17 protein-coding genes and 1 rRNA gene are annotated in these 14,244 nt (G+C 34.4%); 5 read left to right on the top strand and 13 right to left on the bottom strand.

Going from position 1 to position 14,244, the window contains the following annotated elements; translation table 11 throughout:
• Nucleotides 1-108: 108 nt before the first annotated feature.
• Genes ytpR through HNQ35_RS13750 form a run of 3 tightly spaced genes read right to left on the bottom strand, consistent with a single transcriptional unit; the run spans nt 109 to nt 1,880 of the window.
• Nucleotides 109-711: a YtpR family tRNA-binding protein gene (gene ytpR / locus HNQ35_RS13740; RefSeq protein WP_146938815.1), complete on the bottom strand. Its 603-nt coding sequence runs from the start codon at nt 709-711 to the stop codon at nt 109-111.
• Nucleotides 712-728: 17 nt separating this feature from the next.
• Nucleotides 729-1,535 carry a DUF1444 domain-containing protein gene (locus tag HNQ35_RS13745; RefSeq protein WP_146938816.1) on the bottom strand — a complete coding sequence of 269 codons (807 nt, stop codon included), beginning with the start codon at nt 1,533-1,535 and terminating at the stop codon, nt 729-731.
• Between the two features lie 27 nt (nt 1,536-1,562).
• Nucleotides 1,563-1,880, bottom strand: a complete 318-nt coding sequence (locus tag HNQ35_RS13750; protein ID WP_146938817.1) for a thioredoxin family protein — start codon at nt 1,878-1,880, stop codon at nt 1,563-1,565.
• Nucleotides 1,881-2,008: 128 nt separating this feature from the next.
• Between HNQ35_RS13750 and HNQ35_RS13755 the strand changes: the two genes are divergently transcribed.
• A complete protein-coding gene (locus tag HNQ35_RS13755) occupies nt 2,009-2,449 on the top strand; it encodes a YtoQ family protein (protein WP_146938818.1) in 441 nt (146 codons plus the stop codon).
• Between the two features lie 31 nt (nt 2,450-2,480).
• Here the strand turns inward: HNQ35_RS13755 and HNQ35_RS13760 are convergent, their stop codons facing one another.
• Together HNQ35_RS13760 and HNQ35_RS13765 are read right to left on the bottom strand one after the other, a co-directional pair.
• Nucleotides 2,481-2,990, bottom strand: a complete 510-nt coding sequence (locus tag HNQ35_RS13760) for a DUF84 family protein (protein WP_146938819.1) — start codon at nt 2,988-2,990, stop codon at nt 2,481-2,483.
• Between the two features lie 56 nt (nt 2,991-3,046).
• Nucleotides 3,047-4,111: a M42 family metallopeptidase gene (locus HNQ35_RS13765; RefSeq protein WP_146938820.1), complete on the bottom strand. Its 1,065-nt coding sequence runs from the start codon at nt 4,109-4,111 to the stop codon at nt 3,047-3,049.
• A 195-nt stretch (nt 4,112-4,306) separates the two neighbouring features.
• Between HNQ35_RS13765 and HNQ35_RS13770 the strand changes: the two genes are divergently transcribed.
• The gene (locus HNQ35_RS13770) at nt 4,307-4,621 is read left to right on the top strand and encodes a PepSY domain-containing protein (RefSeq protein ID WP_146938821.1); all 315 of its coding nucleotides are present in this window, start codon (nt 4,307-4,309) and stop codon (nt 4,619-4,621) included.
• 69 nt (nt 4,622-4,690) lie between these two features.
• On the opposite strand, the gene HNQ35_RS13775 is transcribed toward HNQ35_RS13770, so the two are convergent.
• Nucleotides 4,691-5,536, bottom strand: a complete 846-nt coding sequence (locus tag HNQ35_RS13775) for a YtnP family quorum-quenching lactonase (protein ID WP_146938822.1) — start codon at nt 5,534-5,536, stop codon at nt 4,691-4,693.
• A 271-nt stretch (nt 5,537-5,807) separates the two neighbouring features.
• On the opposite strand from HNQ35_RS13775, the gene HNQ35_RS13780 reads away from it, so the two are divergent.
• On the top strand, nt 5,808-6,116 hold the full coding sequence (locus HNQ35_RS13780; protein WP_146938823.1) for a YtzH-like family protein: 309 nt from the start codon (nt 5,808-5,810) through the stop codon (nt 6,114-6,116).
• Here the strand turns inward: HNQ35_RS13780 and HNQ35_RS13785 are convergent.
• The 6 genes from HNQ35_RS13785 to HNQ35_RS13810 form a co-directional block, all read right to left on the bottom strand.
• The gene (locus tag HNQ35_RS13785; protein WP_146938824.1) at nt 6,084-6,899 is read right to left on the bottom strand and encodes a phosphotransferase family protein; all 816 of its coding nucleotides are present in this window, start codon (nt 6,897-6,899) and stop codon (nt 6,084-6,086) included. The two genes, HNQ35_RS13780 and HNQ35_RS13785, sit on opposite strands and share 33 nt — an antisense overlap.
• 130 nt (nt 6,900-7,029) lie before the next feature.
• Complete coding sequence (locus tag HNQ35_RS13790) at nt 7,030-7,977, bottom strand: diacylglycerol/lipid kinase family protein (RefSeq protein WP_170226740.1); 948 nt, start codon at nt 7,975-7,977, stop codon at nt 7,030-7,032.
• A gap of 4 nt (nt 7,978-7,981) precedes the next feature.
• Entirely contained in the window at nt 7,982-8,881 is a 900-nt protein-coding gene (locus HNQ35_RS13795; protein ID WP_221261511.1) for an NERD domain-containing protein, read from the bottom strand.
• Nucleotides 8,865-9,455 carry an RNA 2',3'-cyclic phosphodiesterase gene (thpR, locus tag HNQ35_RS13800; RefSeq protein WP_146938827.1) on the bottom strand — a complete coding sequence of 197 codons (591 nt, stop codon included), beginning with the start codon at nt 9,453-9,455 and terminating at the stop codon, nt 8,865-8,867. Before thpR ends, HNQ35_RS13795 begins: the two co-directional genes overlap by 17 nt.
• A 23-nt stretch (nt 9,456-9,478) precedes the next feature.
• Nucleotides 9,479-10,201, bottom strand: a complete 723-nt coding sequence (locus HNQ35_RS13805) for a pseudouridine synthase (RefSeq protein ID WP_146938828.1) — start codon at nt 10,199-10,201, stop codon at nt 9,479-9,481.
• A gap of 13 nt (nt 10,202-10,214) precedes the next feature.
• A complete protein-coding gene (locus HNQ35_RS13810; protein ID WP_146938829.1) occupies nt 10,215-11,852 on the bottom strand; it encodes a putative polysaccharide biosynthesis protein in 1,638 nt (545 codons plus the stop codon).
• Nucleotides 11,853-12,072: 220 nt separating this feature from the next.
• On the opposite strand from HNQ35_RS13810, the gene HNQ35_RS13815 reads away from it, so the two are divergent.
• Both HNQ35_RS13815 and HNQ35_RS13820 read left to right on the top strand, forming a co-directional pair.
• Nucleotides 12,073-12,258: a hypothetical protein gene (locus HNQ35_RS13815; RefSeq protein ID WP_146938830.1), complete on the top strand. Its 186-nt coding sequence runs from the start codon at nt 12,073-12,075 to the stop codon at nt 12,256-12,258.
• Between the two features lie 112 nt (nt 12,259-12,370).
• Nucleotides 12,371-13,540: a dicarboxylate/amino acid:cation symporter gene (locus tag HNQ35_RS13820; protein ID WP_146938831.1), complete on the top strand. Its 1,170-nt coding sequence runs from the start codon at nt 12,371-12,373 to the stop codon at nt 13,538-13,540.
• 613 nt (nt 13,541-14,153) lie between these two features.
• Here HNQ35_RS13820 and rrf read toward each other — a convergent pair.
• Nucleotides 14,154-14,244, bottom strand: a 5S ribosomal RNA gene (gene rrf / locus HNQ35_RS13825); the annotation flags it as partial.

Consider the following 14,244-nt stretch of genomic DNA (forward strand, 5'->3'; position numbering starts at 1 on the left):
TGATGGAAATAACCATACAAAAAAATGGTTCCGAGCAATTTTTAATGCTTGGAACCATTTTTTATACTATTTTGAGCTAGTTTTGTCCCAGCCCCACCTTTCTGATTTTTAAAAATCAAATTCTTCTCCTACTCGATATGAATCATCGAGAACATAGATGCCTTTTTCGCTTTCATTTTGTGGCAGACCTAATTCTTTTTTAGAACAAATCATACCGTTTGATTGTACTCCGCGTAATTTCGTTGGTTTTATCTTCAATCCACTCGGCATAATGGCACCGTTTTTAGCTACAACGACTTTTTGATCTTTATCTACATTTGCTGCACCACATACAATCTGTAGTACTTCTTGACCGACATCAACCTGACAAACGCTTAATTTATCTGCATTTTCATGTTGTTTTTTTTCTAAAACATGGCCGACGACAAATTTCGGACTTAAATCAAAGTCCAGTTCATCTGTTAATTTATATTGCTCAAACAACTGCTTTATTTGCTGAAGTAACGCTTCTGTTAAACGAATTTTTCCCGTTTCTCTTAAATCGAAATATGATGATGCTTGAAAAATATTGTAGCCGATTACTTTATCATTTTCTAATACTTTAGTAATTGGTCCTATTGATTCATGTGTGACATCGTAACGATTTTCTACTTGTTCGATTGGCATGATAAGAACATCGCCAATACCTTTTGGATTATAAAATACATCCATCGTAATCCCTCTTTCCTTTATTTTTCTGGTCTGTTTTTTGCTAGAATAAAGATAGGTGTCAGTTGCTCATCTTCCATAAGGAATGACAGTGATGTAATCGGAATCCGACCTTCAGTGAAAAACTGCATCGTCATATGGGCAAGGATATCATAGCCTGTCTTATTTTCAATATCAGCGATAATTAATACATCTTGGTGAGGCACTGCAACAGCAAGTTCACCTTTTGCATTTGCTTTCATTTGTTTTAAAAAAGCCTCGTTTAAAATACGGCTCGCATCGTATCCGTCTTGCGTAGCTATAAAATAAAAATCATTTCCCGCAACACGGTCGACTTTATAGTCTGTTGGCAGTGAACGAATATTAAATGTCGCTATTTCATCTAATTGTTCTTTCGTCCATCCTTCTTTTTCTAAAAGAGGCTGATCGATTAAACGATAAGATTTTCCTAAATCTAATGCATAATACACTCTCGTCTCTGCTGTATGATCTTTATAAATTAATGGATCACCTGCATTCGTTTTTGTTGGAAAGGATGTTGCACGAATAACTGGGTAAATATGTTTTTCTTTCCCTTTAAGATCATGTGTTTCATTCATGATTTTTAGCGCTTCTGAAATATGGTCAACTATTTCTTGAACAGCTTCTTCACCACGTTCATTGTATTTGCTCACAACATTTGGCAATGTTACTGACACACCTTGTTTTGTCTCTTTCCATTCTACACGAAATGTATCATTATTTCGATTGTAAGATGTACGAAGGCCACCATGTGCCAACTTTTCTTCAAGTAATTTTTTCATTTTTAAACTTGTCATCTTTTTCATTGAATCTCTCCTAAAAACATCCCTTTCTTATAAAGATAAGCCTTGAATAAATTGAATAATTTCATCTTTTGTTTTACGATTTTTACTTACAAAACGTCCTACTTCTTTCCCTTTATGAAACGCTATAAAGCTCGGAATACCAAATACATCATATGCCTGACAAATATCGACAAACTTATCACGATCAACCAATACAAATGTATATTCTGGAAATATGTTCATTATATCAGAATAATGTGGTTCAATCACACGACAATCAGGACACCAATCAGCAGAAAAAACGAACATCATTTTTTCCTGATTAATTAACGCGTAAAATTGTTCTTTCGTTTTTAAAGTTTCCATTAAATCAACTCCCATTTCATATCTTAACTTTCTATGCAACTTGTTGCAATCATTCAATCCTTCTCTCTTTTACTTATTAAGCAACTTTAGCTACAATAGAATATAACATACGCTATGGAGGGATGAATATGCATCTAACAGTCTATTTAGCTGGTCAAATTCATGATGATTGGCGAGAAGAAGTAAAACAAAAAGCAAAAGAAAGAAATTTGCCTTTATCCTTTGTATCTCCACAAACGGACCATGACCGTTCAGATGACATTGGAGAAATCATTTTAGGAAAACAACCAAATGCATATTATAAAGACGACGCTGCATCTGACATTAATAATCTGCGAACTCAAGTCCTTATGCAAAAGTCAGACATCGTTATCGCTTTATTCGGTGAATCATATAAACAATGGAATACAGCGATGGATGCAAGTACTGCGATTACATTACAAAAACCAACCATTATTATTCGCCCGGAATCATTAATTCATCCATTAAAAGAACTGTCTAATAAGGCGAATGTAACTGTAGAAACAATCGATCAAGCACTCGATGTGCTAGCATACATTTTCGAATAATTGTTTATGCCGGATTTAGCTCATCCGGCATTTAATTTTTGTATGCAAATTCCCACTGCCCTTTTAACAAACGTACAACATGGCTAAACATTTCTTGTCTTGTAACAAGTGCATTTGTGAAAATCCCAATTGTCCCTTCATTTTGTCTAACGTCTTTCTTTTTAGTGAAAACATCGATGACATCACCTAATTCCTTTCCTAATTGTAACTCATCACTAATTGATTTAGGTAAAGGGATGCGTGCACCACTTGCTGTATAAATCTTTTCATCTGGCGTTACTAAAGCGCCCCAATTACATAAGTAAAGCTGTTTACCTATATACATAACACCACCTTCTAAGCCAATACCAAATGATTCAATTTCCCCTATACCTATACAAGCCTTAGCCCGATTAATGGCGCCTTGTCTTGTTTCTTGATCTGAATAAGGTTGATTAGACACATCAGATGGTACGTCTTTTGAGCTTACTTTACATTCGTTAAACACATCTTTAACTGCTCTTATTTTTGCAGGATTCTTTGATCCGACAACAATTTTCATTTTATCACCTCCGCCATATAAAAAAGCTGCTACCGCCAATGATAGCAGCTTTAAGCTTATTTTTTTCTAATGAGATCCACTGTGTTTTGATCGGTTGCTTTCACTAAATTTTTAAGTAATTCTTTAGCAGCTACATAGTCATCAACATGAATGATCGATGCTGACGTGTGGATATAACGCGAACAAATACCGATAACAGCTGATGGGATGCCATCATTAGCTATGTGCACACGTCCAGCATCTGTACCACCTTGCGAAATAAAATACTGATAAGGAATATCATGTGATTCTGCAGTATCTAAAACAAAATCACGCATACCACGATGCGTAATCATCGAACGGTCATAAATACGTAATAGAGCTCCTTTCCCTAATTGCCCGAATTGATTCTTATCACCTGACATATCGTTAGCCGGTGATGCATCTAATGCAAAGAAAATATCTGGTTTAATCATATGTGCCGCAACTTGTGCACCACGTAAGCCAACTTCCTCTTGGACAGTAGCACCAGAATACAGTTCGTTCGGTAAGGTTTCGTCTTTAAGTTCTTTAAGTAATTCAATTGATAAGCCGCAACCATATCGATTATCCCAAGCTTTTGCTAATATTTTCTTTTCATTTGCCATCGGTGTAAATGGACAAATTGGAACGATTTGTTGTCCTGGCTTTATACCAATTTTCTCTGCATCTGCTTTATCATCTGCACCGATATCAATTAACATATTTTTAATATCCATTGGCTTACTTCTTTGTGCATCAGTTAACAAATGCGGTGGAATCGAGCCGATCACTCCTGGTACCGGACCATGTTCTGTCATAACTTGAACACGCTGCGCTAACAAAACTTGATTCCACCAACCACCTAGTGTTTGAAAGCGAATCATACCATTTTCAGTTATTTGAGTTACCATAAATCCAACTTCATCCATATGCCCAGCTACCATAATTTTAGGACCATTTCCACGTTTTACACCGAAAACACCTCCGAGTCGATCTTGGATCATGTCATCGGCGTATTTCTCCAACTCTTTTTTCATAAATGAACGTACAAGATGCTCATTACCAGGGGCTCCTTGTAGTTCTGTCAATGTTTTAAACAATTGTAATGTCTCTTGATTCATTCTTCTATTTCCCCACCTTTGTCTTATGTACTAATAACTAGTATAACGGATATAAATCTTGTTTCCCATAATTAATTCAATTTTTCTATTGATTATGCTCTTTTTATTTATATTTCGAAATTTTTACGGTATAATTGATAGGAGATTCGTTTATTTCATAACTGAATCAATATATTTTAGCAAGAGGTGAGCATATTGAGTAAGAAAAAAGTCATTCTGGCAGCTGGCCTTGGTGTAGCTGCTGGTTATTTAGCGAAAAAGCAGCTAGATCATTATCAAAAAACGACACCTGAGAATGCTTTAAAACACGCAAAAGAAACATTTAAAAAGCAAGGTCCCATTAGTGGGTCATGGATTTATATGAAACCTGAAAAAGTTAACAAAAACGGTCTTGAGTACGAAGCCTATCGCGGTGGTATTACACGTACAATTGATGGCGAAAATAAACAATATGAATTTTATGTCGATGTAGAAACAGGCGCTGTTATTGATGTCATCGAAACAACATAATCTTTATTTATATAAAGAAAAACCCTTTATACATAGTGTGTAGTGATCTGCACAGAGGGTTTTTCTTTTTTATCTTTTTCGTTTTATGGAGTCGATCTTTTGTCCTGAATCATTAAATCTTAATGCACGATAGTAGGCATCATGATAAAATGTAAACCACGCATTTTTATCATATCCGTAAGACATCCATTTTTCTTTCTGATGGACAGATGTGACTGGGTAATCATCATAAGCCATCACCCATAAAGCGGGTTGATGTGCATGTGTTGCCATTAAATCACCCATGTGAATCCAACATTCCCCACCATCTTCAAACACAATGATAGCATGACCTTCACTATGACCACCTGTATGAATCATCCGTAATCCTTTAACGATTTCAATGTGATTGTTAAATGTCTGAACTTGATTTATAATCGGTTCCCAGTTCATTTTCCAATATGTATTGACCGAGCGAATATTAGGATGTCTCATTTCATGCCACTCTATATTTGATACGATTATATCAGCCTGTTTAAAAATAGAAAGATAATTTCCTTTCTCGTTTTTTTCTGTTAACCCACAAGCATGATCAAAATGAAGATGTGTCATTAAAACGTAATCAATATCGTGTACCGTTAACCCTAGTTTGGTAAGTGATTCTTTAACAGATGATTGTTCCAAAACACCAAAGTTTCGCAATTGTTTTTCTGTAAACTTTTCATTCCCAAGCCCTGTATCAATCAAAATATGCTTTCCATCGATTTGTAAAAGGATTGGATCTGTTCTTAGTTCGACACGATTCTTTGCATCATAAGGATATGTACGTGACCATAACGGTTTCGGCACAACACCAAACATCGCTCCCCCATCTAAATGTGTTACTCCGCCACGTAACCATGTTAATTTTGCACGTCCAATTTGTAACGATTCCATCCAGTATCCCCCTCTTACATTTTGTAAGCGTATTCATTAATTTCATTATAATTAAATCATAAACAAAAATAGGCGTAGAATCTAAGTAAGAACTTGAGTGTAATAACTCAAATGGAAATCTACACGTTGATAGCCACCGATAAAAAGCAAAGTATATGATCAAAGTGGTTAATCATCATTTTGCTTCATCTTTCATTGTAGGGCAATGCTTGTCTTAATCTCATGACATAATTTTCATAAAAAATACCATACTAAAGTAGAGGTGAAAATAATGCGATTAAACATTGCCCATCAACTACAGTTACTACATGATCTTCTTGAAGATCATGCTCTTGATTTCGATTACTCTTTATCTGAATATGAACAAATAAAACGATTGGTACAGTCAATCATATCACAAAGCCAAATTTCAAATGAAGAGCTTATTCAAGTGTTACCTGAAATATATCATTATGGTTCACAAGGTAAACATGTACAAAATATTGAAGAACATATAATAACAAATCAAGAACAAATTAAAAACTGGCTAAATACAATTATACATTCCTTAAATGAGCATCGTCATGACGTCATCCGTTAATTCTTTTAATTTATTTAATCGTTTAGCTACTTTATGATGTTCATGACGTAATAAATGCCAAATTATATACTCTAAACAATTGATAATTAAATACCAATACATTCGTTTCAATGTATTTGCATTAGCTTCTATGCCATAAAGATTAAGCCAATCATCCCAATCTGTTTTAGGAATGTACCATTTTAACACATGACCATAATCGATTATTGGGTCTGCGATTTTGGCGTTTTCCCAATCGACTAAATAAATCCTTTTAGATTGGTCTAAGATCAGATTATGATGATCGATGTCTCCATGGCAAACGGATAGCTTTGTATTTCTCGTCATAGGAAGGAATTCGGTTAATATATGAATAGCCTGACGAACTTCTTTATGCTGTTCACTCAATGAATGAACGACTGAATATTCCCTCAATTGCTTAAGGCGCTGGTCAGATGTTTTAGGCCTTTTTCCTAGACGCATTAGCATATGGAGTAATTCAGAAGAATGATGAATTTTATAAAGCAGTTCTGCAACACGCTCATGCTTCATTTCATCGCGTTCTAACGTACGTCCATCTAACCATTCTTGTGCTGTTATGACATCACCATTCTCCATGCGACGCGTCCAGATTAGCTTAGGAACAATTCCTTCCGCAGACAACACAGCTAGAAAGGGTGAGGAATTACGTTTCAAAAATAAACGCTTATCATCTTTTTCAGCAATATAGGCATCACCAGTTAAGCCACCGGCTGGTAATATATTCCATTCTTCACTTAATATTTTTTGAAACCATTCCACCATTCATTCCTCAAATCTGTTAAGTAGTTATAAAGTATATTGGCAGACATGTTATAGATTATCGAAAAATTGCTGTCAATGCAAGAAGGATATATTGGCTATTCTCATTTCATAATCAACTAGCATCTAAATTCTAATCATTTGCCGACTTAACCTGATACTTTGTACCCATTATTTGAATTGGCTTATCTTCTTTTGTAATTGTACACGCCTTAAAAATGGCTGTTTCTCCATCAACCTGATAATATATCGGTCTATTGAGCTTAATTTGTTTAATATTCAACTCTTCTGCTTTTAATATTGATACACCCGGGAATTTAGTATGACCACCCCAAAGAACAGTTGCAAATAATGCTAAGATTTTTCGTTTTGATACCCCATGGATAATTAATACGGAAAAATATTTCTCTTGAATTGTTGCATCTGGCAATATTTTTAAGCCACCACCTATATACTGGTGATTACCGGCTAATACCATTAAGCACTTTTTATAATGATATCGTTTCCCGTCAAGTCCCAATTCAACATCAAATAATTTAAATCGAAATAATGTTTTAATCAGCGCAAATAAATAAATTAAACGTCCTAGTCCTATTGTATTAAGCCATTTCTTCATGACGGATTCATTAGCACATTTCGCAACTTCTGCATCAAAACCAATTCCGATACTATTTACGAAATGGCGTTTCGTTCCGTTAAAATGAAATGTGCCTATCCAATACGGTGATGCATTCTCATCTTCAATAATACTTTGAAAAATATGTAGGGGGTTTTTCATTATTTGATTGCCACGTGCAAAATCATTTCCTGAGCCCCCAGGGATAAAAGCGATCGGTAGATGACGTTTTTCCTTCATACCATTAATCACTTCGTGAAGCGTTCCATCTCCACTTATAACAATAAGAACTTTAATACTAGGAAAATCGACTATCTTCTTTGCTATTTCCTCGGCATGCCCATTATATTTAGTTACAAATACTTTTTTATTTATCTTGTGATACTGTTTTGTTTCTTTTATTTGTGAAAATATTCGCTTGGCTTTTCCATTACCAGCAATCGGATTTATAATAAATATATACATTAGTCTATACCTCATCTATAGATGTAAAAGAATCTGATTCTTCTTCCCATTCCGGACGTTTAATTGATATGGATTGACAATGTTTTAAAATTAATTCAGTCGCTTTTAATTGCTGACTTTTTAATGGAGCTGATAGATGTCGCTTTTCTTCAAACCATTTTGGGTAGTCACTTTTTCCAATGATACGCGTTTGATAAGGTTCAGCTTGACATACAATATGGTTCGTTTCAGACAAAACAACTTTTTGAATTGGAAAATCCACTCCTGCTAGTTTTAAAATGCTTTTAATAATTTGCTCTGTTCGTTTCAAAGGAATAAGCGGGCTTAAAATATGCTCTTGTTTGCGATTTCTTTCCTTAACCCAAAACCGATCATCTCCTGCAACATAAAAATATGCTGAATCAGTTTCTAATAAATGAATAATTTCGATTCCTAAAGGACTAATAAAAATAATCTCCCCATCAATAGGGGCACTCTTTATAGCAAATACTGGATAATAAAGTAAAAAATAATTATCAGGAAAGCGTTGCAAAAAATATTTTAGTTTTTTGTCATTATATATTCTTTCATCAAATAGCGATATATCACTTATCGTCGATGTGGCCCATGTTACTTGCAAGCGAAATAACCGGTCCAAAAAAGACTGTATTAATTGCTGTTTTGTTTGAGGAAAATCAATCAAGTGTTCTTGGCTTTCTTTTTCCTTCGTTCTAGAAAACCAGTGAAACTTCGATTTAGGCTCTTTTTTCTCTAGTTGTTTCATTTTCATTGAATCACGCTCTTGCCAACGCTCGTAAATATTTTTCCATTGTTCATTTTTAAGTCGAATAAATTGTGTCGGGTAGCGATACATATTCCATTCATAACGTGAAATATAATCGAATAACTTAATTAGTTGTGCCATTGTTGTCACCACTTAATTCATATATTTGAACCTTTTCATATTTCGGTAAACATTTGGGTTGAACTCGATATAAAACGATTTTATTAACATATAGCACATGCTTTTGATTCTTATATTTGTTTTGCAATGCAAGGAAATCATTATTTTTAATTTTTTGTTTAATGGCCCATTTCTTTGCTATTGTTATATGTGGAAAGAACAAACGCTTTTCCTTTAAAAATCCATAAGGCAAAATAAGTTTTTCTATTCTTTTTTGTAATTCTAATAGTTCAGCTTTCTTATCTACACCAATCCATAACACTCTTGGTGAAGTTGGTTGTCCAAATGTACCTAAATCACCAGTTTGCACAGAAAACGGTGACATATGTTGAATAGATGTTAATGTACGATCAAGTTTCCTTAATAGCTCACTACTTAAAGGACCTAGAAATTTTAATGTTACATGTAAATCATCTCGATGTGTCCACTGACGATAAGGTAGGACCTTCTTACACTCTAATTGCCAAGATGAATACATTTGTCTTAATTGTTGTGATAAAGGAATAGCTATAAAATAATGAAGTTTTTGCGACATTCATCCTATCTCCTTTGTTGGAACTAATGGTTTAGCAAGCTATTACAATAGGCCATTTCTTGCGGTGTCAATTCGCGATAAGCACCGATAGGTAAATGTGGATCTAATGTTATTTTCCCCATGCGAATTCTTTTTAAGTAACTTACTTCTTTATCGACAGCTTTAAACATTCTTTTAACTTGATGAAATTTTCCCTCTGTAATCGTAATCTCAACTTCTGATATATGCCCGCTATGTAAAATATTTAATTTTGCTGGCTTTGTGACATACCCATCATCTAACATTACACCATTCTTAAAACTTTGAACATCAGCTTCTGTAACGATTCCTTTCACCTTAGCATAGTATGTCTTTTCAATCTCATGTTTTGGGGATAACAATCGATGTGCTAACTGTCCATCATTCGTTATTAACAGAAGTCCTTCCGTATCTTTATCAAGTCTGCCAACTGGAAAAGGATTTAAATATTGTAATTGAGTATCTAATAAATCTATAACTGTACGATGTTGCGCATCATATGTTGCTGAGATATAACCAGGTGGCTTGTGTAACATAATATAAATAAACTCGCGATAAACGACCAAATCACCTTGAAACCGAATCTCATCTTCTTCAGGATCAACGTGAAAACTACCCGCCTTAACAACCGCACCATTCACCGTTACTTTTCCTTTTTTCAATAATCGTTTGACATCTTTTCGGCTACCGTAGATGCCTATATTTGCAAGTAACTTATCGAGTCGCAAAAATAACCTCTCCTTATCGTTTAAAGATCCGAATTATGGAACGCATCCTCATAATTATTTTATTTTCTAATTCACTGCCAAAAACATGTTCTAATAATGTTGATGCATAAGCTAACCATAAATAGACAAAACCGCCTACTAAAACACAAACTATCATCACGACGATTGTTGCCCATCTAACCGTTTCATATGGGAATACAAATGCAAATAGAAACTTTAGTAACCAAATACTAACTGCCATAATAAGAGAGAAAATCAATACGAGTAACGCTCGTTTAAACAACTGTTTAAATGAAAATTCAATACTTCTATTTACTTGCCAAAGATTTAATAACGCAGCTGTTCCTGCTGCTAATGCCGTTCCAAATATAGCACCTTTCGCTCCAAATAAATGAATGAGCTGTGTATTAAGTATAATTTTCAACAACAGCCCAGCAGTTAAACTGACTACTGTGAAACGCTGCTCATTTATCCCTTGTAATATCGATGAAGATACGGTAAAAAGAGCAAACAGTAATGAAACAGGAGCATACCATGCTAAGAGTGGTCCTGTAATGTCTATATCGTCTAATCCATATAATGAGCCATATATTTCATCTGACAAAACCATAAGGCCTACTGCTGCTGGTATGACGAGTACAGCAATGATTTGCAGAGATTGATTAATTTGTTGATGTACCTGTCTAAAATTTTGACTAACAAATGATTTAGTAATCGCTGGTAAGACAGCTAAAGATAAACCAGTTGCAATAGTTCCAGGAATAATAATAAGTTTATGCCCGTATAAATTGATAGCAGAATAGGTAACTTGCCATATATCTTCTTGTTCAATAGCATACATCGCGCGTTCAAACGTAAATTGATCAACAAGTTGATATAATGTAGTCGCTAAGCCAACAATAATAAATGGACCTGCATAACTAAATAGTTCTTTAAATAAATCTTTCATCGGAATATTATGAGTATAACGTTGTTGTTCTATGTTTTCATATATAAATCGTTTTCGTTTTTTCCAATATACATATAGAACTACACAAGAGCCGAGTGCTCCGACAAATGCAGCAAATGTAGCAAATCCTACTGCTGTTGCAATGGTTCCGTTAAAGACTTTAATGGTTAAAAAAGCAGACACTAATACAAAAACAATACGAACAATTTGTTCAACTAGCTGTGATACAGCTGTAGGACCCATCGATTGATAACCTTGGAAAAAACCTCGAACAATACTCATCGATGGAATAATTAATAAAGCAAAACTGACCATGCGAATAACCATTTTTGTATCTTGTTGCATTGCTAAATCATTTGGTACAGCATACTTTGCTATTGATCCTGCTCCAAAGAACAAAGTTAAGAAAGTTATTAAACCTGTAACCGCCATCAACATTATTCCAGCACGAAACATCCGTAAGCCTGTTTCATAATCCTCTAAGGAATTGTATTTAGAAACAAATTTAGACACCGCTAGCGGTACACCAATCGTTGAAAAACTGAGCAGTATATTATAAGGGATATACGCAAAGCTATAAAGCGTTCCACCTGTCGATCCAACTAAACTATTAAATGGAATAACATAAATCATTCCTAAAAACTTTGATAAAAAAGAAGCTCCAGTTAAGAGCATTGTCCCTCTAACAATATTGTTTGACATTGTTTCACCTGCATTTATGTCTTTCTATTTAAGTTTAATATTCTAAACGTTATTTTATCATATATTGCGCATTAAAGGTGTAAGCTAAAATATTTAATTGGAATACTTTTCTCTATTTACCATACTTACGTTTCATGGGAGATGCTTCCATGTATGAATAGTTCCATATGAGACAGCCTAATAATGTCTGTAACATATCATGAGAAGGGATGGATATTGAATGGATAATAATAACATTTGGGTGCCATTACTTGCTTCAGTAGGTGTAGGTGCAGCAACTTATTATACAATGACTCGGCAAAATCAGGGGTTTGGTCAAACAATGCAAAAAATGCTACCACTTGTTTCTGAAATGACGAATATGAAAAATGACTCACAAACATTTAATTCACATGATATGTCATAACAGGCTAAAAGCGCACAATATTGTGCGCTTTATTAATTTATATTACATATAGTGTATATTTATTATATCTGTTATACTATACAAATAAGTTATTCAATTAGGAGGGAATAAAATGAAAGGCTATCGGTTATTGTTCTATATTCTTATTGCAATTATACTTGGGATAGCTATCGGTTCGATTGTGCCAGAAAATGTTGTTCGTTTTTTCGCTACATTTAATGAACTTTTTGGTAACTTTCTTAGCTTCATTGTACCACTTATTATTTTAGGCTTTATTGCACCTGGGATTGGCACATTGGGGAAAGGAGCAGGTAAGTTACTTGGATTAACAGCCCTTATTGCGTATACATCAACAATTGTCGCTGGTATCTTAGCTTTTCTTGTAGCAAAAGGGGCTTACCCTATTATCTTAAAAGGACAATCACTTACAACTCTCGGTGATCCTTCTGAAGGACTTGCTAAATCATTTGTTGAATTAGATATCGCTCCACCTATTGACGTCATGACAGCTTTAATCCTTGCTTTTGTTTTGGGACTTGGCATGATATCCATTAAAGGTGATACATTACTAAAAGTCATGAATGAATTGCGAGATATTATTCAACTCGTTATTTCAAAAGTCATTATACCATTATTACCTTTTCATATTTTTGGTATATTTGCGAACATGACTTTTGCAGGACAAGTCGGAACAATACTGAATGTGTTTGCAAAAGTATTTATTATGATTATTCTATTACACATTCTTTACTTAACTTTTCAGTATTCAATTGCAGGTACATTTAGTAAACAAAATCCATTTGCTATGCTTAAGACGATGTCACCAGCATATTTTACAGCATTAGGTACACAATCATCTGCGGCTACTATCCCAGTAACACTGGAAAGAACGAAAAAACTTAATGTTCGTCAACGAATTGCAGATTTTACAATTCCATTATTAGCTAATATTCATTTGTCAGGAAGTACCATTACACTTGTAAGTTGTTCCATGGCTATTCTCTACTTACAAGGTGATCCAGCAACATTTGTTAAATACCTTCCGTTTATTTTAATGCTAGGTGTCACAATGATTGCCGCACCAGGTGTTCCTGGAGGTGCTGTTGTAGCAGCGTTAGGTTTATTAGAATCAATGCTCGGATTCGGTCAGACAATGCTTTCACTTATGATTGCATTATATGTAGCACAAGACAGTCTTGGAACAGCTTGTAACGTTACCGGAGATGGTGCAATTACATCACTCGTAAACACCATTGGCCATCGAAAAGTAACAGAGTCTTAAATTAAGGAGAATAACGTGGAGTTGAACAAAGTTTGTCTCAGTTATTTGTTTTACATCACATATTGATACAGATAGACCTATTAGAATAACTCATTTATTAAGGTTCATCTGAACTTATACTAAAACAGAAGCCTTAGTCTACTCGAATTACAGTAGACTAGGTTGTATCCGTTCAATAAATTGAGTTTTCTATCGCATTATTATTTCTTTTATGTCTAAAGCGTTCTTATAACAGGTTTAATATAGGTATCCTTCATTACATTATAATAAAAAGGACTAAGATACAATAAAGCCAATTGCGCGCGCACTGTTATAGACAGTAGAAATAATAAAATGGCTTTAACTCCGTTATATAGCGCGAAAGCCATTTAATCATTTTTCATATCTCTAAGACAGGTACAATATGTGTATTTGGTACCAAATACTTTGCAGAAATATATAAATTTAACTCCTTTTAATGTATACGTTTATATACCTTTTTTTCTATCATATCGTATACGTATCATCTATGGTAAGTCATCTGATTGTTTCTTTACCGAGCTTGACTCTGATAAAAAAAATAAATAGTGCATGAAATCAAACATATAAATCTTGATTTCATGCACTATTTATTGCCTGGCAACGTCCTACTCTTGCAGGGGCTATGCCCCAACTACCATCGGCGCTGAAGAGCTTAACTTCTGTGTTCGGTATGGGAACAGGTG

The organism is Cerasibacillus quisquiliarum (genome assembly GCF_014202495.1).
GTDB classification, from domain to species: Bacteria; Bacillota; Bacilli; order Bacillales; family Amphibacillaceae; genus Cerasibacillus; species Cerasibacillus quisquiliarum.

Excerpts from the sequence above, each read along its gene's own strand:
- HNQ35_RS13750 (WP_146938817.1), bottom strand. The coding sequence starts at position 1,880 with ATGGAAACTTTAAAAACGAAAGAACAATTTTACGCGTTAATTAATCAG.
- HNQ35_RS13780 (WP_146938823.1), top strand. The coding sequence starts at position 5,808 with ATGCGATTAAACATTGCCCATCAACTACAGTTACTACATGATCTTCTT.
- HNQ35_RS13790 (WP_170226740.1), bottom strand. The coding sequence starts at position 7,977 with ATGTATATATTTATTATAAATCCGATTGCTGGTAATGGAAAAGCCAAG.
- thpR (WP_146938827.1), bottom strand. The coding sequence starts at position 9,455 with ATGTCGCAAAAACTTCATTATTTTATAGCTATTCCTTTATCACAACAA.
- HNQ35_RS13785 (WP_146938824.1), bottom strand. The coding sequence starts at position 6,899 with ATGGTGGAATGGTTTCAAAAAATATTAAGTGAAGAATGGAATATATTA.
- HNQ35_RS13755 (WP_146938818.1), top strand. The coding sequence starts at position 2,009 with ATGCATCTAACAGTCTATTTAGCTGGTCAAATTCATGATGATTGGCGA.
- HNQ35_RS13820 (WP_146938831.1), top strand. The coding sequence starts at position 12,371 with ATGAAAGGCTATCGGTTATTGTTCTATATTCTTATTGCAATTATACTT.
- HNQ35_RS13745 (WP_146938816.1), bottom strand. The coding sequence starts at position 1,535 with ATGAAAAAGATGACAAGTTTAAAAATGAAAAAATTACTTGAAGAAAAG.
- ytpR (WP_146938815.1), bottom strand. The coding sequence starts at position 711 with ATGGATGTATTTTATAATCCAAAAGGTATTGGCGATGTTCTTATCATG.
- HNQ35_RS13760 (WP_146938819.1), bottom strand. The coding sequence starts at position 2,990 with ATGAAAATTGTTGTCGGATCAAAGAATCCTGCAAAAATAAGAGCAGTT.
- HNQ35_RS13815 (WP_146938830.1), top strand. The coding sequence starts at position 12,073 with ATGGATAATAATAACATTTGGGTGCCATTACTTGCTTCAGTAGGTGTA.
- HNQ35_RS13810 (WP_146938829.1), bottom strand. The coding sequence starts at position 11,852 with ATGTCAAACAATATTGTTAGAGGGACAATGCTCTTAACTGGAGCTTCT.
- HNQ35_RS13795 (WP_221261511.1), bottom strand. The coding sequence starts at position 8,881 with ATGGCACAACTAATTAAGTTATTCGATTATATTTCACGTTATGAATGG.
- HNQ35_RS13765 (WP_146938820.1), bottom strand. The coding sequence starts at position 4,111 with ATGAATCAAGAGACATTACAATTGTTTAAAACATTGACAGAACTACAA.
- HNQ35_RS13775 (WP_146938822.1), bottom strand. The coding sequence starts at position 5,536 with ATGGAATCGTTACAAATTGGACGTGCAAAATTAACATGGTTACGTGGC.